This is a genomic window from Nonomuraea sp. NPDC049624, from assembly GCF_040675255.1.
Lineage (GTDB): Bacteria > Actinomycetota > Actinomycetes > Streptosporangiales > Streptosporangiaceae > Nonomuraea.
On record NZ_JBFAOR010000011.1, the window covers coordinates 235,961 to 256,926 of the forward strand.

The following is a 20,966-nucleotide window of genomic DNA, read 5'->3' on the forward strand; positions in this document are numbered from 1 at the left end:
TATGGCTCATCTAGGAGAACGCGTTTCGGCGCTCGTCGACGGAGAGCTGAACCACACCGAGCGCGATCGCGCGCTCGCCCACCTGACCTTCTGTGCTGACTGCCGGCGGGAGGTCGAGTCGATGCGGGCGCTGAAGTCGCGCCTGCGCTCGCTCGACGGCCCGGCGATGCCGGCCGATCTGACCATGTCGCTGCTGCGCATGGCGGAGCCGGGTGGGCCGCTGCCGCCGAGGGAGCGCCCTTTCCCTACCCGTACGTTCGGGGGGGTGCCCATCCCTGGGCCCCACAGCATCGCGCCCCTGGACAACCGCCCGCGCAGGGACGCCACCGCTGGGGCCTCGGGCCCTGGGCGGGGCGGTAGGCGGCGCGGCGCGTACGTCGCGGTGGGCGTGGTGTCCGCCGCCGTCGCACTCGGCACCTTCTTCGCGGTCTCGGGCACAGGACCCCAGACCTCGCCGCCGCCGGTCGAGCTCTGGCGGGTGCAGCACTCACCGGCCACCAGCGCGCCGCCCACCGCCACGCCTTGAACCGGGGGCTCGCCTGGGATACTCGGGTGGCGTAGTCGACGATGCCAGGGGCATACGATCTGGGTTCGGGATTTGTCGCAAACAAAGCCTTTTATGACCCTCGTATGCCGCCAGAGCAAAGATTGCGGTGGCCGAGCAAGGAGTGGTGAGACGTAGATGACCGACGAGACGCGCCCGGGCGAAGGACGCACGACGTCGGACTTCCCCGAGCCACAGGGGCGGCCGGAGTTCCTGCCCGCCGACGAGCAGGGCGAGCAGGCGGACCGCCGGTCCGACCCGCCCGCCTCGTTCGGCGCGTCCTGGGGCGACCCGTCGGGCCGCTCCGACAGTCCGGGCGTGTCGCCGTACGACCCGTCGGGCCGTTCCGAGAGCCAGGCGTCGCCGTACGAGCCGCCGGGCCGTTCCGGCGGCGTGCCGCCGCACGACGGGGGCACGCGGGCGTACGAGGGTCCGTCGTTCGAGAGCCCCGCCGGGCCGCGGGGGTTCGAGAGCCCCTTCGAGAGCCCTGGCGGCACGCGGGCGTACGAGACCCCGTCCTTCGGGCCGGCGGAGACCGGGCCGCGGCCGATGCAGCCGCCGCCCTTCATGGGCGCGTACGGCGGCAACCACCCGCCGCCGCCGCGGCAGGCCCTGGGCATGGGCCCGGGGTGGGCGCCGCCGCCGCAGGGCGGGCCCGGCGCGGGCGCGCTGCCCAGGCGCGGGCTCAACGCCGGCGCGCTGATCGCGATCGCCGTGGCCATCGCGCTGGTGGCCTCCGTGCTCGGCAGCCTCGGCACGTACCTGCTGACCAGGTCGGGCAGCAGCGGCACCGACCCGTCCTACAGCCTCGGCCCGGCCCCGACGGGCGCGACCAACAGGGCGCCCGACTCGGTGGCCGGCGTGGCCGCGCGGGTCCTGCCCAGCGTGGTCTCGCTGGAGGTCGGCAACGGCACCAACACCGAGGGCGCCTCCGGCTCCGGATTCCTGATCAAGAACGGCTACGTGGTGACCAACAACCACGTGGTCGCCATGGCCGCCAAGGGCGGCGAGATCAAGATCATGTTCAACAACCGCAAGACCACCGCGGGCCGCATCGTCGGCCGCGACCCCGGCTCCGACCTGGCCGTGGTCAAGCCCGAGGAGACCTTCGGCACGCCGGAGATCACCCTCGGCAACTCCGACCAGGTCGTGGTGGGCGACCCGGTGATCGCCATCGGCTCGCCGCTCGGCCTCAGCGGCACGGTCACCACGGGCATCGTCAGCTCGCTCAACCGTCCGGTCATCGCCGGCGACGAGACGGGCGCGGCCACCGAGGAGCCCGCCTACATCAGCGCCATCCAGACCGACGCCGCCATCAACCCGGGCAACTCCGGCGGCCCGCTGGTCAACGGCAGGGGCGAGGTGGTCGGGGTGAACTCGGCCATCGCCACCCTCAGCCGTTCGGTGAACAGCCAGAGCGGCAGCATCGGCCTGGGCTTCGCGATCCCGGTGAACCAGACGCGGCGCGTGGCCGAGGAGCTGATCACCACGGGCAAGGCCAAGCGTCCGAAGATCGGCATCGTGCTGGACAAGGACTACAAGGGCCAGGGCGTGCGCATCGCCTCCGAGCCCGCCGAGGGCCGCCAGCCGGTCGACGCCAACGGCCCCGCCGACAAGGCCGGGCTGAAGGCGGGCGACGTCATCCTGGAGGTCGACGGGCTGGCGCTGCAGGACGGCAACGAGCTGATCGCCCTGATCCGCAGCAAGGCGCCGGGCGCCAAGATCACCATCAAGTACCAGCGCGCCGGAGCGGAACGCACCGCCACCCTCACCGTCGTCGCGGACGATCAGCCGGCTCCCAGCCCGTCCTGAGTGATATGACCCATGGGGGACGGTTCAGCCACGGGCTGGAGCCTTTAGTCTGTGGAGAGGATTGCGGACTGCGGGTAGGAGCGTACGGTGTTCGGACTCGGGTGGATGGAGGTCGGAGCGCTGATCGTCATCGCGCTCCTGGTCTTCGGTCCTGACAAGTTGCCGCAGGCCGCCTCGCAGGCGGGCAAGACGCTGCGCAACCTGCGGCGCATGGCCAACAACGCGCGCGACGACCTGCGGGCGGGCCTCGGGCCGGAGTTCCAGAACTTCGACCCCGCCGACCTCAACCCGAAGAACTTCGTCCGCAAGCACCTCCTCGACGATCTGGAGGACGACTGGAACGGCCGTCCCGGAGGTCTGGAGCCGGCCGCCGTCGCGTCCTACGACGCCGCTGAGCCGCCGTCGGAGCTCGCCTATGGCGAGTTGCCCCCCTACGACTCCGAGGCCACCTGACACACCCTGCAGACGCGCGACGGGCCCGCCCAGCTTTCGCTGGGCGGGCCCGTCTTCGCGTGAGAGGGTCAGGAACGGTTGGGCGACAGGCCGAGCTGCATGCCCTTGATGCTGGAGGAGCGCTTGCTCAGACCGGCGGCGATCTTCCGCAGCTCCGCGGCGGCCGGCGAGTCGGGGTCGGTCAGCACCAGCGGCTTGCCCTCGTCGCCGCCCTCGCGCAGGCGCAGGTCGATCGGCACCTGGCCGAGCAGCGGGACGCGGGCGCCCAGCGTGCGGGTGAGGGCGTCGGCGACGGTCTGGCCGCCGCCCTCGCCGAACACGGCCACGCGCTCGTCGCAGTGGGGGCAGGGCAGCCAGGACATGTTCTCGATGACGCCGGCGATCTGCTGGTGGGTCTGGGCGGCGATCGAGCCGGCCCGCTCGGCCACCTCGGCGGCGGCCTGCTGGGGCGTGGTCACGACCAGGATCTCGGCCGACGGCAGCCGCTGCGCCACCGAGATGGCGATGTCGCCGGTGCCCGGCGGCAGGTCGAGCAGCAGGACGTCGAGGTCGCCCCAGTAGACGTCGGCCAGGAACTGGTGGAGCGCCCGGTCGAGCATCGGCCCGCGCCACACGACCGGCGTGTTGCCCTCGGGCTTGAACATGCCGACGGAGATGACCTTGATGTCGTGCGCCGACGGCGGCATGATCATGTCCTCGACCTTGGTGGGACGCTCGGCGGCGCCCAGCATGCGAGGAATGCTGTGACCGTAGATGTCGGCGTCGACGATGCCGACCTTCAGGCCGTTGGACGCCATCGCGGCGGCCAGGTTGACGGTGACCGACGACTTGCCCACGCCGCCCTTGCCGCTCGCGACGGCGAAGACGCGGGTCAGCGAGCCGGGCTGGTTGAAGGGGATCTCCTTCTCCGGGCCCCGGTCGCCCCGCAGCTTGGTCTGCAGGGTCTTGCGCTGCTCGGGGCTCATGACGTCGAGCTCGATCTGGACGTCCGTCACGCCGCCGACCTTGCCGACCGCCGTCTTCACGTCGCGGGTGATGGTGTCCTTCATCGGACAGCCTGACACGGTGAGGTAGACGCCCACCCGGACCGCGCCGTCGGGGGCGATCTCGATGTTCTTGACCATGTCGAGGTCCGTGATCGGGCGACGGATCTCGGGGTCGATGACGGTGGCGAGGGCGGCCGTCACCTGTTCCTGGGTTGGTGCCATCGAAGTCTCGGCACGAGGGAGTGCCGTCCCTCCTTAGTCGGTCTATGTGTGACAGGCGCTGAAAGCCAGTGAGAAATGCCCCTCCATGGTATGAACCCGGGGGGCCGCTCGGTTAATCCGCGCTGTTAGGTGTCTGTGCAACAACGTCTAAGGTTACTGCGTGACTCTGCTGCGCGACGAGGGGCTCACCGCCGAGGAACTGGCGGTCTGGCGGATGTTGCAGCGGGCCCAGGTGCGCATCGCCCGCCGCCTGGAGGCCGAGCTGCTGGTGGCCCACGATCTGCCGCTGGCCTCGTACGAGGTGCTGGCCCAGCTCGCCGAGGCGCCGGGGCGGCGGCTGCGCATGAACGACCTGGCCGACCGCGTGCTGCTCTCGCGCAGCGGGCTGACCAGGCTGATCGACCGGTTGCAGCGGCACGGGCTGGTCGGGCGGGAGGCGTGCTCCGACGACGCCCGCGGGCTGTTCGCGGTGCTGACCGAGCCGGGCGCCGCGCGGCTGGCCGAGGCCACGCCGACCTACCTGCGCGGGGTCAAGGACCAGTTCCTCGACCTGCTGGGCGCGGGCGACGTCGGCGCGGTGCGGGCGCTGCTGGCCAGGCTCGACGTCACTGACGTTTGTTGAGCTCCTCCAGCAGCCGGCCGAGCTCGGCGCGCAGGTAGTCGCGGGTGGCGACCTCGTTGAGGGCCAGGCGCAGGCCGGCGATCTCGCGGGTGAGGTACTCGATCTCGGCCTGGTTGCGGTCGGCGGCCTCGCGGTCCTGCTCGTACTGGATGCGGTCGCGGTCGTCCTGGCGGTTCTGGGCGAGCAGGATGAGCGGCGCGGCGTAGCTGGCCTGGAGCGACAACATCAGCGTGAGGAAGATGAACGGGTACGGGTCCCACTTGAGCGACGGGGGAGCGGCGACGTTCCAGATCACCCAGATCGCCACGAACACGGTCATGTAGACGATGAACCGGGCCGTGCCGAGGAAGCGGGCGATCTGCTCGGACAGGCGGCCGAACGCCTCGGGGTCGTAGTGCGGGCGCAGCGAGCGGCGCAGCGCCCGCGGCTGGTCGAGCCGGTCAGTGGTCACGGTGGTCCCCCTCGCGCCAGTCGTCGGGAAGCAGGTGGTCGAGGACGTCGTCGACGGTCACCGCGCCGACCAGCCTGCCCAGCTCGTCCACGACGGGGGCGGCGACCAGGTTGTAGTTGGCCAGGAAGGCGTGCACCTGGCGCAGGGTGAAGTCGGGCCTGATCGGGTCGAGCGAGGGGTCGAGCACGCGGCCGAGCAGCGTCGAGGGCGGCTCGCGCAGCAGCCGCTGGAAGTGCGAGACCCCCAGGTACGTGCCGGTCGGCGTCTCGGTGGGCGGCCTGGTCACGTAGACCTGGGCGGCGACGGCGGGCGGCAGGTCCTGCTGGCGGATGTGGGCCAGCGCCTCGGCCACCGTCGCGTTGGGCGGCAGGACGACCGGCTCGCTGGTCATCACGCCGCCCGCGGTGTCGTCGGCGTAGGTCAGCAGCCGCCGCACCGGGGCCGCCTCGCCGGGCTCCATGAGCGCCAGCAGCCTGGCCGCCTGCTCCTCGGGCAGGTCGTGCAGCAGGTCGGCGGCGTCGTCGGGGCCCATCTCCTCCAGGACGTCGGCGGCCCGCTCGGGTTCGAGGGTGCCGAGGATGCCGATCTGGTCGTCGGGCGGCAGCTCCTCCAGCACGTCGGCCAGGCGGTCGTCGGCGAGCTGGCGGGCGATCTCGATGCGCCGCTTGGTGGGCAGCTCGTGCAGGGCGCTGGCCATGTCGGCGGCGCGCAGCGACTCGAACGCGGCGATCAGCCCGGCCGCGCCCTGGTCCTTCTGCAGGGTGTCGAAGCCGGACACCTCGGTCCAGCCGACCGTCCTGGGCTCGCGCCGGCGGCCCTTGAAGAGCGCGACCTTGGTGATCTCCCACCGGGACGGCAGGGTCTCCTCCATGGCGACGTCGTAGACGGTCATGGGCTCGTCGCCGACGCGTACGGACAGGTCGAGCACCTCGCCGATGACCAGGGTCTCCGAGGCGCGCTGCTCGAACCTGCGCATGTTCAGCCGCCCGGTGAAGACGACCGCGCCCGCCTCGATGCGGCGCACGCGGGTGATCGGGAGGAACACCCGGCGGCGCGGCTGCACCTCGACGACCATGCCGTGCACCTGCGGGTTGCCGGTGATGCGCAGGCCCACCACGACGTCGCGGACGCGGCCGATCTGATCGCCCGTGGGGTCGAAGACGGGGGTCCCCGCCAGCCGGGCCACGAAGATCTGCACGTGGGCCAGGCTAACAGTGAGACGCCGTTGCGCCCCGGTTGCCTGGCATGTCAGTATCAAACGCATTTAACGCTGATTACTGGGCACTAGGGGTACACCATGAGGCTGGCGGGGCTCGCACTGGCATTCGTGTCGTCGTGTTGTTTCGCGTTCTCCGGGCCGATGGCCAAGTACCTCATCACCGCCGGGCTGGCGCCGGTCGAGGCCGTCTGGACCCGGATGGCGGGCGCCGGGCTGCTGCTGGTCGCGGTGCTGGCGGTGGTCAAGCCGCGGGCCCTGCGCATCCCGCGGGCCCGGCTGCCGTTCCTCGGGCTCTACACCGTGATGGCCGTCGCGGGCGTGCAGTCGCTCTACTTCGTCGCCATCACCCGGCTGCCGGTGGGGATCGCGCTGCTGCTGGAGTTCATGGCGCCGGTGATGGTGGTGGCCTGGGTCAGGCTCGTCCGCAAGGTACGCCTGGCCGGGGCCGCCTACGTCGGCGCGGTGATCGCGTTCGTCGGCCTGGCGATCGTCGTCGAGGCGTGGCAGGGCATGCGCCTGGACGCGCTCGGCCTGCTCCTCGGCCTGCTGGCCGGGGCGTGCTGCGCCGGGTACTTCCTGATGGGCGACAGCATGGGCCCCGACATCGACCTGCTCGGCCTGGTCGCCTGGGGCATGGTCGGCTCGGCCGTCGTGCTCATCCCCTTCGCGCAGCCCTGGGACATCCCCTGGGAGGCCTTCACGCTCTCCGTCGCCCCGCAGGGCGGCACGACGCTGCCGGTGCTGGGGGCGTACCTGTGGCTGGTGCTGGTGGCGACCGCGCTGGCGTACATCCTCAGCATGAACATGGTGCGGCGGCTGTCGGCGGCGGTGGGGGCGACGGTCGCCTCGCTGGAGGTCATCGGCGGCGCGGTGGTCGCGTGGGCGCTGGTCGGCGAGACGCTGGGGGTGTTCCAGATCGTCGGCGGGCTGATCGTGCTCGGCGGCGCGCTGCTCGCCCAGACCGCCACCTCGGGCGGCGGGCCGGCCCCCGCCCCGGACCGCCCGGCCGAGGTCACCGCCCAGGTGTGAGCCCGCCCGAGGTCACCGCTCAGGTGTGAGCCCGGCCGCCGCGGAGCCGGGTTCGGCCGGGGGTCAGCGTTCCGGCGTGAGGCGCAGGACGGTCGAGTCGCGGGCCCAGCGCTCGGTCAGGTGCTCGCTGTCGGGGGCGTTGAGCCGCTCCTTGGCCAGCACCGCCACGGCGTCGGCCGCCGCGGCCTGGTCGACGACCGAGACCGCCGCGTCGAACTCCACCAGCCGCGCGCCGTTGTCCTTGCTGCGCAGCGTCACGCGCACCCGGTCGAGCGCGCCGAGGCCCGGCAGGTCCTGCTCGCCGCCGCCGGTCACGAGGTAGATGGCGCCGTCGTGCCAGGCGTGCCAGGCCAGGCGCGGGCGGTCGAGGGCGAGCCAGAGGATGCCGGACTTCTTGGCGCCCTCCTCGATGGCCGCGATGTCGTCGCTCACGATCAGACTGTAACCCCCGAACCGCTCGGGGCCCGCGCGCGTTTCACCGGTATGCGGTCGTTCATCCTCGTGCTCGTCCTCGTCGCGGGCTGCGGCGCCGCCGGTCCTGAGCCGCCGTCCGCGTGCCGGTCCTCCGCCCGTACGGGGCCGCTGGACACGCGCGTCCTGCGGCAGACCGTGTACGACTACCCGGCCTCCCCGACGCCCGAGGCGCTCGCCGGGAAGGTGGAGGCCGTCGTCACCGGCCACCTGACGGGCTGGGTCGCCGGGCCCGTGGTCGAGGAGGGCATCCCGGGGGACCGCACCCATTACGTCCTCATGCGCGCCCGGGTCGAAGAGCGGCTCAAGGGCGCCGCCGCGGACGTCGCGGACGTCGCCTTCCACCAAGGCGCGGCGGTGGACGACGCGGGCACGCCGGTCCACAGCGTGGCCGACTTCGCCCGCGCGGCGCCCCCGGGCACCCGGGTGCTGCTGTTCCTGAACCGCGCCAGAGCGACCGGCAAGGTCGTCGAGGGACGTCCGGTCGCCTGGTCGACGCCCCCGCAGGGCGTGATCCTGCACGAGGTGACCGACGACCCCGGCGGCCGGGCCGTCGGCGGCAGGGACGAGATCTTCTCCTCGACCGGCTGGAACCAGCCGTGCGGCATCGACGGCCTGATCGCCCGCCTGCGTGCCCACGGATTCACCGGCTGAACACTTTGCCCTTTTCTGGTGTCCGCCGGGTGCTCTGTCGGGGAGAACCGCATTCATGGGGATCGTCTCACGTGGCTTCGCCGGGAAACACTTCCGGCGGCCGCGGCCGGAGCTGGCCGGGCGGGTGCCGCCGGGCCAGTACCTGGCCGAGGGGTTCCCGGTGCTCACCGCGGGGGCGACGCAGCACATCCGGACCGAGCGGTGGTCGTTCACCGTCAGGGGCGGCGCGGGCGAGCCCACCTGGACGTGGACGGACCTGCTGTCGCTGCCCGCCGAGCAGATCACCGTGGACATCCACTGCGTCACCCACTGGAGCAAGCTCGACACCACCTGGACGGGCGTGTCCCTCGACCGGCTGCTGACCGGCGCCGACCGGGCGGCCGGGTACGCCCTGGCCGTCAGCTACGGCGGCTACGCCACCAACCTGCCGGTCGAGGAGATCGTGGACGGCAAGGCGTGGCTGGTCTACGCCTACGAGGGCGCGCCGATCCCGCCCGAGCACGGCGGCCCGGTGCGGATGCTGGTGCCCGCCCACTACCTGTGGAAGAGCGCCAAGTGGATCCACGAGCTGTGGCTCATGGACGAGGACCGCCCCGGCTTCTGGGAGCGGTCCGGCTATCACAACTTCGGGGACCCATGGCGGGAACAGCGGTACTACGACGACTGACCTGGCAGCCGGCCACGATCGCCGAGGTCGTCCCGGAGACCGACCAGACGCGTACGTTGCTGCTCGACGTGCCCGGCTGGCCGGGACACCGCGCCGGCCAGCATGTGGACGTGCGGCTGACGGCCGACGACGGCTACCAGGCGACCCGGGCGTACTCGCTGGCCGGCGCGCCCGGCGAACGGCCCTCGATCACCGTGGTCAGGGTGGCAGGGGGCGAGGTGTCGCCGTACCTGGTGGAGGTGGCCGAGGCCGGCGACCAGCTGGAGGTGCGCGGCCCGATCGGCGGCTACTTCGTGTGGGAGCCCATGCCGGAGCGGCGGCCGCTGCTGCTGGTCGCGGGCGGGTCGGGCGTGGTGCCGCTGCGCTCGATGCTGCGCCACCGCGCCCGGCTGGGCGACGGCACCCCGGTCCGGCTCGTCTACTCCGTACGCGACCCCGGCCAGGTGATCTACCGCGACGAGCTGGAGTCCGCCGGCGCCGAGGTGACCTTCGTCTACACCCGCTCGGCCCCCACCGACTGGCCCGAGCCCGTGGGCCGGGTGGACCGCTCGCAACTGGTCCGGCTGGCCTGGCCGCCCGCCCACGAGCCGCTGGCCTACGTCTGCGGCCCGACCGCGTTCGTCGAGCACGTCGCCGCCATCCTCACCGCCCTGGGCTACCCGCCCACCGACGTCCGCACCGAGCGGTACGGCTAGGAGAGACACGATGCAACAACCCGTGGACGGCAACGCCGCGGCAGGCCCGCTGGCCCAGTTCTTCGGCCGGGACATGACGGCCGCCCAGGGCGTCTGCGCGCAGTGCGGCATGAACGGCCCGCTGGGGGAGGCCACCGTGTACGGCCCCGCCCCCGGCACCGTGCTGCGCTGCCCGAACTGCGACAACGTGCTCATGACCCTGGTGGAGGCGCCGGGCCGGATGATGGCCGCGATGCCGGGCCTCGGCCTGCTGGAGACGCCCGTGCAGGGAGGTGGCTGACCGTGGCCGTCGTCTCGAAGGGCTTCAAGGGGCGCGGCGGGCACGACGACCGCCTGCCGCCCGGCCAGTACCTCACGCCCGGCTTCCCCGTCCTGTCCGCGGGCCCGACACCCCGGGTGGACACCGCCGGCTGGACGTTCACCCTGGTCACCGAGGCCGGCCGGGAGCGCGTCTGGACCTGGGACGAGCTGCTCGACCTGCCCCAGAGCGCCCCGCACACCGACCTCCACTGCGTCACCGGCTGGTCGAAGTTCGACACCGACTGGCAGGGCGTGTCGATCGACGTCCTGCTCGACGACGTGGACACGCAGGCGGAGTTCGCGGAGGCGTACTGCCACGGCGGCTACACGACCAACCTGCCGCTGGCCGACCTGCGCGGCGGCAGGGCGTGGATCGTCCACACCTTCGACGGCGACCCGCTGCCCGCCGAGCACGGCGGCCCGGCCCGGCTGCTGGTCCCGCACCTGTACCTCTGGAAGTCCGCCAAATGGGTCAAGGGCCTGCGCCTGCTCGACCGCGACCGGCCCGGCTTCTGGGAACGGGCCGGGTACCACAACTACGGCGACCCCTGGCGCGAGCAGCGCTACTGGAACAGCTGATCGTGCCCATAGACGGGGGACGCCTGCCGCGGGCGGCCCGGCAGCCGTTAGCGTTGGCGCATGCGCTCACGTCGTTCCGTGCTCTCCGTGCCGGGCAGCAACCCCCGCTTCCTGGAGAAGGCCCAGACCCTGCCCGCCGACGAGGTCTTCCTCGACCTTGAGGACTCCGTCGCGCCGCTGGCCAAGGACGAGGCCCGCAAGAACGTCGTGACCGCGCTGCGCGAGGGCGACTGGACCGGCAGGACCCGCGCAGTCAGGGTCAACGACCTGACCACGATGTGGACGTACCGGGACGTCATCGAGGTCGTGGAGGGTGCCGGGCGGTTCCTCGACTGCCTGATCCTGCCCAAGGTCCAGGACCCGACCGAGGTCGTCTGGCTCGACACGCTGCTGACCCAGATCGAGCGGTCGATGGGCTACGAGGTGGGCCGCATCGGCATCGAGGCCCAGATCGAGAACGCCCGCGGCCTGGTCAACGTCGACGCCATCGCCGGGTCGTCCAGGAGGCTGGAGGCCCTGGTGTTCGGGCCGGCCGACTTCATGGCCTCGATCAACATGCGCACCCTCGTGGTCGGCGAGCAGCCGCCCGGCTACGAGGAGGGCGACGCCTACCACTACATCCTCATGCGCCTGCTGATGGCCGCCAGGATGCACGACCTCCAGGTGATCGACGGCCCCTACCTCCAGATCAAGGACGTCGAGGGCTACCGCCGGGTCGCCCGCCGGGCCGCCGCGCTCGGGTTCGACGGCAAGTGGGTGCTGCACCCCATGCAGGTGGAGGCGGCCAACGAGGTGTTCTCGCCGAGCCAGGAGGACTACGACCACGCCGAGCTGATCCTGGAGGCGTACGAGCACTACACCACCGTGGAGCGGCGCGGCGCGGTCATGCTGGGCGAGGAGATGATCGACGAGGCGTCCCGCAAGATGGCGCTCGTCGTGGCCGCCAAGGGCAGGGCGGCCGGTCTGGCGAGGACGAAGACGTTCACACCTTGACGCCCACCGCGGTGAAGAACCACAACGACGAGGTCAGCCAGAGCCCGACCAGCGCCGTGAACGCCAGCCCGCCGAGCAGCGGCAGCGTCCAGCCCGGTGCGTCGCGCTTGGGCAGCGCCAGCATCTTCGCCGTGAACACCCCGTAGAAGAAGCAGCCGAGGAGCGAGTGGGCCAGCACGCGCGGCACGTCGAACTGCAGGCCCAGGGCGTACAGGCAGTGGAAGGCGACGGGGATCGTGAGGAGGAAGGCCAGCCGCCCCGACCAGCGGTGGACGCCCTCCGGGAGCTCGATCCCCAGCCTTCCCCACATCGACAGCGCCGAGACCACCTGGACGATCGCCAGCGCGAACGCCCCGGTCGTCAGCCACGCCTTCATCGGCAGCGCGCCGGAGAACCCGGCCGGGCCGATCGCGAACCCCGTGGGCGTGTGCGCCCGGCCGTACACGCCGAGCCCCAGCGCCACCAGGCCGCCGGCCAGCAGCGGGATCAGCAGCACGGCGGCCGTGCGGTGGGCGGGCCGGTGCGAGGGACGGTGGATGGCGGTCATTGCATCTCCTCGATGAAGCCGTCCACGTCCTTCGGAAGGACCGTGGCGCCGGCGACGGTGACGGGGGTGGTGGGCCGCCCGGCGTCCAGCCGGGGGATGTCCACCTGGTCCTGGCCCAGGAACGCGGCGCCGACCTGGTCGTAGCCGCCGCCGGGGCGCGGGACGCGGATCCAGCCCGCTCGCAGCCTCGCGCCTCTGACCTGCGCGGTCGCCCGGTACAGCCCGGACGGCCGGACCACGGCGGGCGCGGTGAAGGTCCACCTCCCGCCGCCGACGGACAGGCTGCCCCTGGCGCGTCCGCCGCCGAGCGTGGCGGTCAGCCGGGCCGTGCCCGGGCCCTTCAGCACGGCCTTCCCGCCGGCCTCGCCGCCCTTGAACCAGGCTTCCGACCTGCCGTCGCAGAAGTAGCCGACGGCCTTGCCGTCGCGGACGGAGATCGCTATCAGGCCGCCGTTGCCCTTGACGTACCCGCCGTAGTCGGCCTTGGGGATCTTCGCGGCCTCGGTGGGCGCGGGCGACGCCGACGATGACACGGACGGCGACGACACGGACGGCGACGACCCGGACGGCGACGGTGTGGCGGCGGCCTCGGTCGGCGACCCGGCTGCCACGGTGCCGGTGGGATCGTCGGCCGCCGGTGCCGCGGTGACGCTGGCGACGCCCAGCCCCGCGGCCAGGACCGCGCCCGCCGCCAGGGTGATGAAAGGTCCCAGCCTTGACATGGACTGCTCCCGAACTCCGAAGGGGCGAAATGCCGTACGACTCCGAGCATCCGCCCAAAGGGGTGGGTCGTCTGTGAACTAATGCTCACCCGGCAGACAGAATGTATGGATGCAGGAGAACCCTGGACCGAATCCGCCATATGGCAGTCAGCCGCCTGGGCCGCCCGTCTATCCTTATGGGCCGCCGCCCGTGCCGCAGCCGCGGTCCTGGTTCCTGCCGACTCCGCGGGGGGCGCGTTACGACCATCTCGCCCGCACCGCGGCGAACGAGCCGTGGCGGGCCGTCGTCGGCACGATCCTCGTGGGCGTCGGGTTCTTCGTCGTCGGCACCGGTGTGCTGCTCGTGGGCAAGGTCGCCGAGCTGATCCTCGGCCTGCCCGCGCCGACCGACCCCGGGCAGATCTTCGGCGATCCGGTGTTCGGGCTGGTGATGGTGCTGCTGTCGATCGCGGCCGTGCTGCCGCTTGTCTTCGGCGCCGCCGCGCTCGTCCAGCGCCGCCGGCCCGGCACGCTGTCGTCGGTCGCCGGACGGCTGCGCTGGTCCTGGTTGCTGCGCTGCCTCGGCCTGGCCGTGCTGGCGCTGGTGCTGGGCCAGATCGCGCAGGTCACGGCCCTGTCGTTGTCGGGGGAGGGGTACTCCGACCTGTTCGGCTGGGTCGGCTGGGGACGGTTCCTGCCCGCCCTCGTGGTGATCGTGCTGCTGGTGCCGTTCCAGGCGGCGACCGAGGAGTACATCTTCCGCGGCTGGTTCGTCCAGGCGGTCGGCGTGCACGTGCGCAATCCGGTGTGGGCCATCCTCATCGGGTCCCTGCTGTTCGCGTCGCTGCACGGCTACTCGTGGGTGGGGCTGCTCGACGTGTTCGCCTTCGGCGCGGTGATGGGCTGGCTGGCCGTACGGACCGGGGGGCTGGAGGCGCCGATCGCGTTGCACGTGATGAACAACATGCTGGCCTTCGGGCTCAGCGCGGCCTCGGGCAGCCTGGAGGACGCGCTGGACCAGGGCAAGACGCCCATCCCGTGGCAGGCGTTGTCGGGAACGGTGGTGCAGCTCGCGGTGTATGCGATTGGTGTGTTCTATATATCCAAAAAGCGGGCAATTAGTGCTATTTCTGGATAAATCAGGCGAGAGGTTCCGGAAATCTCGCTAGAGAGGTCTCGCCAATCCGGCTCAGGCATGCTGGTCTGGTTCCTGTGGGACAGGCGAGGGCGTCACGGAGGTGATCGTTTTGGTGGGACGGGGTAGAAAATAGGCGCATAAGGTGGGACGGGATTTGTGGAACGGTCCGTAGGAAACGGCCCGTTCGCTCACCGTTTCCCCGCGCAACCCGGTTGACCAGGTCCGATTCGACGGGTTCCACCTGTACGACGAGTTCGACTAGGAGGTGCGGCGCGTGGCCTCCGGCCCCAGCGATCCGCCACGGCGACCGCCGGACGACGACGACCCGCGTCCTGAGGACGCCGCGGAACCCCCCTCTCCCGACGAGCCCGGCACCTCTCCCGGGCCCAGGGCCGCGTCCGAGCAGGCCAGGGCCTCTTCCGAGCAGCCCGGAGCCTCTTCCGGGGAGGCCAGGGCCTCTTCCGGGGAGCCCAGGATCCGCCACTCACCGCCCGGGCCCACCGACGACCGGGCCCGGGGCTTACCCTTGACCTCCCCTTGGGGCATGCCGCCGTTCGCGTCCCCGATCCCGGAGGAGTCGCCGCAGGAACCGCCCAAGGGGCGCAGACCGTACAGCTCGCCGACGGCCGAGCCCGAGGTCGAGCCGCGCCGCCGTCCCCGGCGCATCGTCAACCGCCCGGACAAGCTCGTCGCCGGCGGCCCGCCCCGCCAGGAACCGCCCGCCGCGCCCCCGCCCACTGCGCCGCCGTCCGGGCCCCCGGCCCCGCCCGCCGACGGCCCCCAGGAGGGCATGGCCCCCGCGGGCCCCTACCGCGAGCCGCCCTACCACCTGCCGCTCCCCACCGACGAGGCCCCCGCCACCCAGCCCCCGCCCTCGCCGCCCGAACCCCCCCGACCGCACGACCGCGGACCGCACGACCCCGGATCCCAGACCTCCGGACCGCACGACCCCGAGGTCCGCAACCGCGAGGTCCGCGACGCCGAGGCCCGCGACCCCGAGGCCCGGGACGCCGAGTCCGCGGTGGCCGGTGAGGAGGACGCCGAGGTCAGGCGGGTCGGCCGGCCGCCCGGCGGGCGTCCCACGAGACCGGACCTGCTGGTCGCCACCGGCCCGCCGCGCCCCGGCGGCGCCGGCGGCAGGCACCACAGAGGCCCGGCCCCGGCCGCCGTGCGCCGGTCCAGCCCCGTGCACCGGGGCAGCAGGGCCGCCCCCATCGCCCTCACCATGGCCCTGGCGCTCCTGGTGGCCGCGGGGGTGCTCGTCTGGCGCTGGAGCGACACCGACGCCCCCGGACTGCGCCTGGAGGCCGGCACCGGCCGTTCGGGGGACGACCTGTTCACCGTCCCGGCCGCCGGCGTCGGCACCAACCAGAAGCTCAACGACATCGTCTCCGTCGGCCGCGCGGTGGTCGCGGTGGGCAGCGACACCACCAGCCCGACCCCGCGCCCGCTCTTCCTGTTCTCGCCCGACGCCGGCAAGCACTGGCAGCTCGGCCAGGTGAGCGGCGCCTCCACGCCCATCGTCCAGCGCGTGGTCGGCGGCGACGGCCGCTGGCTGGCCAGCGGCGGCGACGGCCCGTCCGGCGAGCGCGGCCTGTGGACCAGCGTCGACGGCTTCAGCTGGACGACGGTCAACGCGACCGGCATGGCCGCCTTCCGGCCCGGCGACCAGATCTACGACATCGCCAGGACGGCCTCCGGCTTCGTCGCCGTCGGCGCCACGCCGGGGGACGGCGGCCCCGGCCCGGCGGCCTGGCGCTCGTCCGACGGCCGGGCCTGGGAGCGCGTGGAGACCAGGGGGCTGGACGTCCAGGAGATCAGGGCGGTCGTCGCCCAGGGCGACACGGTCGTGGCCGTCGGCCGCCCGGCCGACGGGAGCGGCTCACGGGTGCTGCGCTCGTCCGACGGCGGACGCGACTGGCAGGCGACCGGCTTCCAGCTGCCCGAGGCCGAGCCGCGCACGGGCACGGTGGCCGTGCTGCCCAAACGGTTCGTCCTGGTGCCGACCAGGCAGCGCACGGTCGACGGCGGCGTGCGCGTCTACTGCTCGCCCACGGGCGCCCAGTGGTCGCAGTGCGGTTCCATCGGCGGCCTGAGCGGCGAGAGCTCCGGGGTGGAGTCGCTGGTCTCCTACCGGTCCGGCGTAGCCGCGATCAGCCAGGCCACCTTGGGCAAGTACTCGGTCCTGACCAGCGCCGACGGGCGCGGCTGGACCAAGCGGGCCGACCTCGGCGACCTGGCGGGCGCCACGCTGCGCGGCTTCACGATCTCCGACGGCGGCACCCTGTTCGCCGGCGGCGACCAGGCCGCCTCCGACGTCGACAACCAGCTCGTGCTGATGACCGCGCCGCCGCGCGGCGCCGCCTCCCGCGTCCAGCTCGGCCAGGTCGAGGGCCTGACCAGGGTGTCGCGCGAGACCACCCGCCTGGCGTCCGCCGGCGGCCGGTACGTCGCGGTCGGCGCGGCCTCCGGCGACGCCGGCCTGTGGACGATCAGCAACTGGCAGCGCTGGAAGTCGATGAGCCTCGGCGGCCCCGGCAGGCAGATCCTGGAGGACGTCGCCCACGGCGCTCGCGGCTGGCTGGCGGCCGGCAGCACCCAGACGAACCTGGCCGTCACCGACCCCTTGCTCGTCACCTCCGACGACGGCGAGAACTGGCGGCGGGTGCCGGTCTCCGGCGACCTGGCCCGCGACCGCGACCGCCCCTACCTGGACACCCACGCCGTCGCGGCCGGCAAGAAGGGGTACGTGCTGGCCGGCGAGTCCCACGACCAGGCGGGCTCGGTGGCCGCCGCCATGTGGTTCACGCCCGACCTGCGCAAGTACACGCGGTCCAGGAAGCTGCCCCAGGGCGGCTCGGGCGTCCGCGTCCACGACGTGATCGCGACCCAGGGCGGCTACGTCGCGGTCGGCGGGTCGGGGAGCGGCGATCGGGAGAACAGCGTGGTCTGGTTCTCCGACGACGGCGTCAACTGGAGCGCCCGCAAACGGCTCACCCCGCCGGACGCCACGTCGGCCGGGCTGCGGCAGGTCACGACGTACCACGACAAGCTCGTCGCCATCGGCACGGCCGTGACGGGCGGCGCACGCCGCGCCTTCTCCGCCGTCTCCGACGACGACGGCGAGAGCTGGACGACGGCCTGGCTGCCCGCGGACCAGGCGGCGGCCGTGCACGACCTGGCCGCGGGCGACCAGGGCCTGGTGGCGGTCGGCTGGCACGGCGTCCCCGGCGAGGGCGACAGCGCGGCCTGGGTGTCCCAGGACGGCCTGTCGTGGAACCGCATGGCCCTGACCAGGGACCGGCTCTCCGGCCTCGGCATGCAGGCCCTGACGGCCGTGGCGATCAGCGGCACGGAGGTGGTGGCGCTCGGCCGGTCCACGACGTACGACACCGATCACCTGATCCTGTGGACCTCCAGCCTCACCGCCAACCGGTGAGCACGCCCCACTCGGTCAGGCAGCCGAGCAGCCCCTCGGTGAGCGGGAGCAGCGCCAGCTCGCCGGGGCCGCACCAGCGCACGTCGGCGGCGTCGTCCCCGGCCACGGGCACGCCGCCGGCGCAGGTGGCCAGGTAGTCGCGGATCACGTACGTGACGCCGCCCGGCCCGGGACGCTCCACCGTGCCGGCCAGGCGGCCCACCTCGACGCGCAGCCCGGTCTCCTCCATGACCTCGCGGCGCAGGCCGGCCGCGTCGCTCTCGCCGGGCTCCAGCCGGCCGCCCGGGAGCGACCACAGGCCCATGCCCGGCGGGCGGCCGCGCCGGATGAGAAGAAGCCGGTCAGAGGCGTCGAAAATGATCGCGCCGACACAATTTACGCGCACATGACCAAGATTACGACGGGATAACGGGTCCCGGTCTTGACGCGGCCGTGCCGGAGGAAGCACCGTGGGTAGCTGTGAGAGCGGCTCCTACCTGCCCAAGGTGCTTCGGCCCGCTTCACGGGTCGAGCGCCCTGTCCAGTGCGTTCCATTGCGACACGCACGGTGACGTCCTGCCGTACCAGCCTCCGCGACCGCCCACGGGTGAATCGCTGGAGGCCCTGCGGAAACGCTCGGTGGTGCCCGTGTGGCTGCCCTGGCCATTGCCGCCCGGCTGGACGGTGACCGGGTTCGGCGAGGTCGGCGACGAACGTACCGGCTCGCGGGCCAGCGTGGTCGCGCTCAGCGGCCCCTCGCCGATCGAGGGGCCGGCCGACCTGCTGGTCATCGCCGAGGAGCCGGGCGTCGGGCTCGGCGCGACGTTCGCGGGGCTCGACGGGCCCGACCCCGGTGAGGGGTTCGACTCCGGGCCGCCCAACGCGAAGATCGAGGTGCTGGGGCATCCCACGGCGATGTGGTGCCTGGCCGGCATCGACGACCGGGCCGTCTACGCCGGTGAGGCGCTCGGCAACTGGTTGTGGACCATCGCCTGGCCCGCCGAGGCGGGCTGCATGATCGCGCTGGCCGAGCTGTCCCTCCAGGACGCCCGCGACCGCGAGTTCGAGGTGCCGTTCGGCGGGTTCTCGCCGCTGCTGGAAGACTGAGGGCCGGAAATCGAGCGCCCGGCGGGCCGGGCGCGGGGCTGAGCAAGGATCGCCTCCCCCGGGCGGCCGGTTGGGGGAGCGGTGTCCGGGGTCAGGTTCTTCGTCGAGGCGTTCGTGACGATGTTCGTGATCATGGACCCACCGGGCGTCATCCCGCTCTTCCTCGCCTACACCTTCGGCCGCACCCCGGCCGAGCGGCGGCGCATCGCCTGGCAGGCCGCGGTGACGGCGTTCTGCCTGGTGGTGGTGTTCGCGGTGTTCGGGCGGGCCATCCTGTCGTACCTGCACGTCGAGGTGCCCGCCATGCAGATCGCGGGCGGCCTGCTGCTCCTGCTGGTGGCCCTGGAACTGCTGCGCGGCACGGCCGAGCCGCGCACCGACACCGTGCGCTCGAACGTCAACGTCGCCCTGGTGCCGCTCGGCACGCCGCTGCTGGCCGGGCCCGGCGCGATCGTGGCGACCATCGTCTTCGCCCAGCAGGCCGAGGGACGCGCCGACGGGCTGGCCGCGCTGATGCTGGCCATCGCGGCCGTGCACATCCTGCTGTGGCTGTTCATGCGCTTCTCGGTCAGCATCATCCGCGTCATCAAGGAGAACGGCGTGGAGCTGGTCACCAGGATCGCCGGCCTGCTGCTGTCGGCGCTCGCCGTGCAACTCATCATCAACGCGATTCGCGCTCTCATGCAGACGGGCTAAAGTTCGGAAGCGTGACAGCGCGTATCGAGCGAGTGGTGACCGAGGGCGTCGTCGACATCGACGGCACCGAGCACAAGGTCGAGAACAACACCTGGATCATCGGTGACGACGACGAAGTCATCGTCATCGACGCGGCGCGTGACGCCGAGAAGATCCTTGAGCAGGTCGGCGAGCGTGAGGTGCTGGCCGTCATCTGCACCGCGGGCCTGCCCGACCACGTCGGCGCGGCCATCGAGGTGGCCAGCAGAGACGAGGCGGTCGTCGCCCTGCACCCCAAGGACAAGCCGCTGTGGCGGGAGACCTGGCGGGAGACCTGGCCCGACATCGACATGGAGGACGACGGCGTCTTCGGCGTCGCCGACGTCCAGCTCGACGTCATGGAGACGCCCGGCGTCACGCCCGGCGGGATCTCGCTCTACTGCGAGGCGCTGGGCGCCGTCTTCACCGGCAAGGCCCTGCAGGCCGACGGGCCGGGCAAGCTCGGCGGCGAGTACCCGGCGCTGGCCGACCAGCTCACCTCGATCGGCGGCCGGCTGTTCACGCTGCCGCCCGACACCCGGGTGCTGGCCAACCACGGTGACGAGGTCACCGTCGGCGACCTGGAGCCGCACTTCGACGACTGGGTGTCGGGCTCGCTGACCCGCGACCCGGCCGCCCCCCGCGACGACGAGGGCCCGCTGACCGACGGCACCAGGGTCTCCGGCATCAAGCTCGGCCCCGGCGACGAGTAGGTGTACGACCAGCTTCCGCTGGACGGGATGCCGCGGCGGCTCTACGCGTGCACGCCGTCGCGGTTGAACACCTGGCTCGACTGCCGCCGCCGCTACCGGTTCACCTACCTGGACCGGCCGCAGCCCTCCAAGGGGCCCGCCTGGGCCCACAACAGCGTCGGGGCCAGCGTGCACAACGCGCTGGCGGCGTGGTGGCGTGAGCCGTACGAGCGGCGCACGCCGCTGACGGCCGCCGTCCTGCTCACGAACGGGTGGATCACCGAGGGGTTCAGGGACGCCGAGCAGTCGGCCGAGTGGCTGGGCCGGGCCCGCGACCTCGTGTCCGGATATGTCACGACCTTAGATCCCGCGGACGATCCGGTCGGCGTCGAGCGCACGGTCGCCACGCGTACCAAGGTGGTCGCGCTGTCCGGGCGCATCGACCGGCTCGACCGGCGCGGCGACGAGCTGGTCGTGGTCGACTACAAGACCGGCCGCCGCCCGCTGACCCAGGACGACGCCCGCTCGTCCCTCGCCCTGGCCACGTACGCCATCGCGGCCTCCACGATGATGCGCACGCCCTGCCGGGCGGTCGAGCTGCACCACCTGCCCACCGGCGAGGTCGTCGAGTGGCGCCACACCGACGAGTCGCTGGGCCGGCACCTGCGCCGCGCCGAGGAGATCGCGGTCGAGGCCGCCGCCGCCGACGACCGCTACCGCGTCGTGATGGGCGCCCCCACCGCGACCAAGCGCTCCGCGGCGGGCCGGGGGGCGGGCGAGCGTCCCGTCGTCGGCCCGGCCCAGGTCCCCGCCGAGCTCGACACGGTGTTCGCCCCCAGCCCCGGCCCGCTCTGCTCGTGGTGCGACTTCCGCCGCCACTGCCCGGAGGGCCAGGCCGCCGGCTCCGACCGCAACCCCTGGGACGGCCTGGCCGACTGACCCCCGCGAAGCG

The 20,966-nt window shown here is 72.8% G+C and carries 24 protein-coding genes; 17 read left to right on the forward strand and 7 right to left on the reverse strand.

Going from position 1 to position 20,966, the window contains the following annotated elements:
* Position 1: 1 nt before the first annotated feature.
* The 3 genes from AB0J76_RS39330 (at position 2) to AB0J76_RS39340 (ending at position 2,809) form a co-directional block, all read left to right on the forward strand.
* A complete protein-coding gene (locus tag AB0J76_RS39330; RefSeq protein ID WP_352325383.1) occupies positions 2-526 on the forward strand; it encodes an anti-sigma factor in 525 nt (174 codons plus the stop codon).
* A 156-nt stretch (positions 527-682) separates the two neighbouring features.
* Complete coding sequence (locus AB0J76_RS39335) at positions 683-2,356, forward strand: trypsin-like peptidase domain-containing protein (protein WP_352325384.1); 1,674 nt, start codon at positions 683-685, stop codon at positions 2,354-2,356.
* A gap of 87 nt (positions 2,357-2,443) precedes the next feature.
* A complete protein-coding gene (locus AB0J76_RS39340) occupies positions 2,444-2,809 on the forward strand; it encodes a sec-independent translocase (protein WP_352325385.1) in 366 nt (121 codons plus the stop codon).
* Positions 2,810-2,877: 68 nt separating this feature from the next.
* Here AB0J76_RS39340 and AB0J76_RS39345 read toward each other — a convergent pair whose 3' ends face one another.
* A complete protein-coding gene (locus AB0J76_RS39345) occupies positions 2,878-4,017 on the reverse strand; it encodes an Mrp/NBP35 family ATP-binding protein (protein WP_352319211.1) in 1,140 nt (379 codons plus the stop codon).
* 160 nt (positions 4,018-4,177) lie between these two features.
* Between AB0J76_RS39345 and AB0J76_RS39350 the strand changes: the two genes are divergently transcribed.
* Positions 4,178-4,639 (forward strand): MarR family transcriptional regulator, encoded by a 462-nt coding sequence (locus tag AB0J76_RS39350; protein WP_352319213.1) that lies wholly within the window; start codon positions 4,178-4,180, stop codon positions 4,637-4,639.
* On the opposite strand, the gene AB0J76_RS39355 is transcribed toward AB0J76_RS39350, so the two are convergent.
* Complete coding sequence (locus AB0J76_RS39355; protein WP_352319215.1) at positions 4,623-5,090, reverse strand: DUF1003 domain-containing protein; 468 nt, start codon at positions 5,088-5,090, stop codon at positions 4,623-4,625. The genes AB0J76_RS39350 and AB0J76_RS39355 overlap by 17 nt on opposite strands.
* Positions 5,080-6,282, reverse strand: coding sequence for a CBS domain-containing protein (locus AB0J76_RS39360; RefSeq protein ID WP_352319334.1), 1,203 nt, complete (start codon positions 6,280-6,282; stop codon positions 5,080-5,082). The genes AB0J76_RS39355 and AB0J76_RS39360 overlap by 11 nt, the downstream gene beginning before the upstream one ends.
* A gap of 105 nt (positions 6,283-6,387) precedes the next feature.
* On the opposite strand from AB0J76_RS39360, the gene AB0J76_RS39365 reads away from it, so the two are divergent.
* Complete coding sequence (locus AB0J76_RS39365) at positions 6,388-7,338, forward strand: EamA family transporter (protein ID WP_352319217.1); 951 nt, start codon at positions 6,388-6,390, stop codon at positions 7,336-7,338.
* A gap of 63 nt (positions 7,339-7,401) precedes the next feature.
* Here the strand turns inward: AB0J76_RS39365 and AB0J76_RS39370 are convergent, their stop codons facing one another.
* Entirely contained in the window at positions 7,402-7,770 is a 369-nt protein-coding gene (locus AB0J76_RS39370) for a hypothetical protein (RefSeq protein ID WP_352319219.1), read from the reverse strand.
* 51 nt (positions 7,771-7,821) lie between these two features.
* On the opposite strand from AB0J76_RS39370, the gene AB0J76_RS39375 reads away from it, so the two are divergent.
* The 6 genes from AB0J76_RS39375 to AB0J76_RS39400 are packed head-to-tail and all read left to right on the forward strand — an operon-like array spanning position 7,822 to position 11,697.
* Complete coding sequence (locus tag AB0J76_RS39375) at positions 7,822-8,463, forward strand: hypothetical protein (RefSeq protein WP_352319221.1); 642 nt, start codon at positions 7,822-7,824, stop codon at positions 8,461-8,463.
* Positions 8,464-8,518: 55 nt separating this feature from the next.
* Entirely contained in the window at positions 8,519-9,130 is a 612-nt protein-coding gene (locus tag AB0J76_RS39380; RefSeq protein WP_352319223.1) for a molybdopterin-dependent oxidoreductase, read from the forward strand.
* Positions 9,100-9,825 (forward strand): ferredoxin reductase, encoded by a 726-nt coding sequence (locus AB0J76_RS39385; protein ID WP_352319225.1) that lies wholly within the window; start codon positions 9,100-9,102, stop codon positions 9,823-9,825. Before AB0J76_RS39380 ends, AB0J76_RS39385 begins: the two co-directional genes overlap by 31 nt.
* Positions 9,826-9,835: 10 nt before the next feature.
* Entirely contained in the window at positions 9,836-10,105 is a 270-nt protein-coding gene (locus AB0J76_RS39390) for a DUF6510 family protein (protein WP_352319227.1), read from the forward strand.
* A 2-nt stretch (positions 10,106-10,107) separates the two neighbouring features.
* Positions 10,108-10,704, forward strand: coding sequence for a sulfite oxidase-like oxidoreductase (locus AB0J76_RS39395; protein WP_352319229.1), 597 nt, complete (start codon positions 10,108-10,110; stop codon positions 10,702-10,704).
* A gap of 60 nt (positions 10,705-10,764) precedes the next feature.
* Complete coding sequence (locus AB0J76_RS39400) at positions 10,765-11,697, forward strand: CoA ester lyase (protein ID WP_352319231.1); 933 nt, start codon at positions 10,765-10,767, stop codon at positions 11,695-11,697.
* Here AB0J76_RS39400 and AB0J76_RS39405 read toward each other — a convergent pair.
* Entirely contained in the window at positions 11,687-12,244 is a 558-nt protein-coding gene (locus AB0J76_RS39405) for a DUF6529 family protein (RefSeq protein WP_352319233.1), read from the reverse strand. The two genes, AB0J76_RS39400 and AB0J76_RS39405, sit on opposite strands and share 11 nt — an antisense overlap.
* A complete protein-coding gene (locus AB0J76_RS39410) occupies positions 12,241-12,966 on the reverse strand; it encodes a hypothetical protein (RefSeq protein WP_352319234.1) in 726 nt (241 codons plus the stop codon). Before AB0J76_RS39410 ends, AB0J76_RS39405 begins: the two co-directional genes overlap by 4 nt.
* Positions 12,967-13,156: 190 nt before the next feature.
* On the opposite strand from AB0J76_RS39410, the gene AB0J76_RS39415 reads away from it, so the two are divergent.
* Together AB0J76_RS39415 and AB0J76_RS39420 are read left to right on the forward strand one after the other, a co-directional pair.
* Positions 13,157-14,083 carry a CPBP family intramembrane glutamic endopeptidase gene (locus tag AB0J76_RS39415; RefSeq protein WP_352319236.1) on the forward strand — a complete coding sequence of 309 codons (927 nt, stop codon included), beginning with the start codon at positions 13,157-13,159 and terminating at the stop codon, positions 14,081-14,083.
* Between the two features lie 544 nt (positions 14,084-14,627).
* A complete protein-coding gene (locus AB0J76_RS39420; RefSeq protein ID WP_364392629.1) occupies positions 14,628-17,522 on the forward strand; it encodes a hypothetical protein in 2,895 nt (964 codons plus the stop codon).
* Here AB0J76_RS39420 and AB0J76_RS39425 read toward each other — a convergent pair.
* Positions 17,506-17,907: an NUDIX hydrolase gene (locus tag AB0J76_RS39425; RefSeq protein ID WP_352319240.1), complete on the reverse strand. Its 402-nt coding sequence runs from the start codon at positions 17,905-17,907 to the stop codon at positions 17,506-17,508. The genes AB0J76_RS39420 and AB0J76_RS39425 overlap by 17 nt on opposite strands.
* A gap of 74 nt (positions 17,908-17,981) precedes the next feature.
* On the opposite strand from AB0J76_RS39425, the gene AB0J76_RS39430 reads away from it, so the two are divergent.
* The 4 genes from AB0J76_RS39430 to AB0J76_RS39445 all read left to right on the forward strand — a co-directional run bounded on the left by AB0J76_RS39430 (position 17,982) and on the right by AB0J76_RS39445 (position 20,953).
* Positions 17,982-18,608 carry a DUF6758 family protein gene (locus AB0J76_RS39430; RefSeq protein WP_352319242.1) on the forward strand — a complete coding sequence of 209 codons (627 nt, stop codon included), beginning with the start codon at positions 17,982-17,984 and terminating at the stop codon, positions 18,606-18,608.
* 81 nt (positions 18,609-18,689) lie between these two features.
* A complete protein-coding gene (locus tag AB0J76_RS39435) occupies positions 18,690-19,304 on the forward strand; it encodes a MarC family protein (RefSeq protein WP_352319244.1) in 615 nt (204 codons plus the stop codon).
* A gap of 11 nt (positions 19,305-19,315) precedes the next feature.
* Positions 19,316-20,035, forward strand: a complete 720-nt coding sequence (locus AB0J76_RS39440) for an MBL fold metallo-hydrolase (protein ID WP_352319246.1) — start codon at positions 19,316-19,318, stop codon at positions 20,033-20,035.
* On the forward strand, positions 20,036-20,953 hold the full coding sequence (locus AB0J76_RS39445; protein WP_352319248.1) for a PD-(D/E)XK nuclease family protein: 918 nt from the start codon (positions 20,036-20,038) through the stop codon (positions 20,951-20,953).
* The last annotated feature ends 13 nt before the right edge of the window (positions 20,954-20,966 follow it).

Bases quoted from the DNA above. Each gene is read 5' to 3' on its own strand.
- AB0J76_RS39405 (WP_352319233.1), bottom strand. From the start codon at position 12,244: ATGACCGCCATCCACCGTCCCTCGCACCGGCCCGCCCACCGCACGGCC.
- AB0J76_RS39400 (WP_352319231.1), top strand. From the start codon at position 10,765: ATGCGCTCACGTCGTTCCGTGCTCTCCGTGCCGGGCAGCAACCCCCGC.
- AB0J76_RS39410 (WP_352319234.1), bottom strand. From the start codon at position 12,966: ATGTCAAGGCTGGGACCTTTCATCACCCTGGCGGCGGGCGCGGTCCTG.
- AB0J76_RS39380 (WP_352319223.1), top strand. From the start codon at position 8,519: ATGGGGATCGTCTCACGTGGCTTCGCCGGGAAACACTTCCGGCGGCCG.
- AB0J76_RS39390 (WP_352319227.1), top strand. From the start codon at position 9,836: ATGCAACAACCCGTGGACGGCAACGCCGCGGCAGGCCCGCTGGCCCAG.
- AB0J76_RS39335 (WP_352325384.1), top strand. From the start codon at position 683: ATGACCGACGAGACGCGCCCGGGCGAAGGACGCACGACGTCGGACTTC.
- AB0J76_RS39385 (WP_352319225.1), top strand. From the start codon at position 9,100: ATGGCGGGAACAGCGGTACTACGACGACTGACCTGGCAGCCGGCCACG.
- AB0J76_RS39330 (WP_352325383.1), top strand. From the start codon at position 2: ATGGCTCATCTAGGAGAACGCGTTTCGGCGCTCGTCGACGGAGAGCTG.
- AB0J76_RS39365 (WP_352319217.1), top strand. From the start codon at position 6,388: ATGAGGCTGGCGGGGCTCGCACTGGCATTCGTGTCGTCGTGTTGTTTC.
- AB0J76_RS39345 (WP_352319211.1), bottom strand. From the start codon at position 4,017: ATGGCACCAACCCAGGAACAGGTGACGGCCGCCCTCGCCACCGTCATC.
- AB0J76_RS39375 (WP_352319221.1), top strand. From the start codon at position 7,822: ATGCGGTCGTTCATCCTCGTGCTCGTCCTCGTCGCGGGCTGCGGCGCC.
- AB0J76_RS39420 (WP_364392629.1), top strand. From the start codon at position 14,628: ATGCCGCCGTTCGCGTCCCCGATCCCGGAGGAGTCGCCGCAGGAACCG.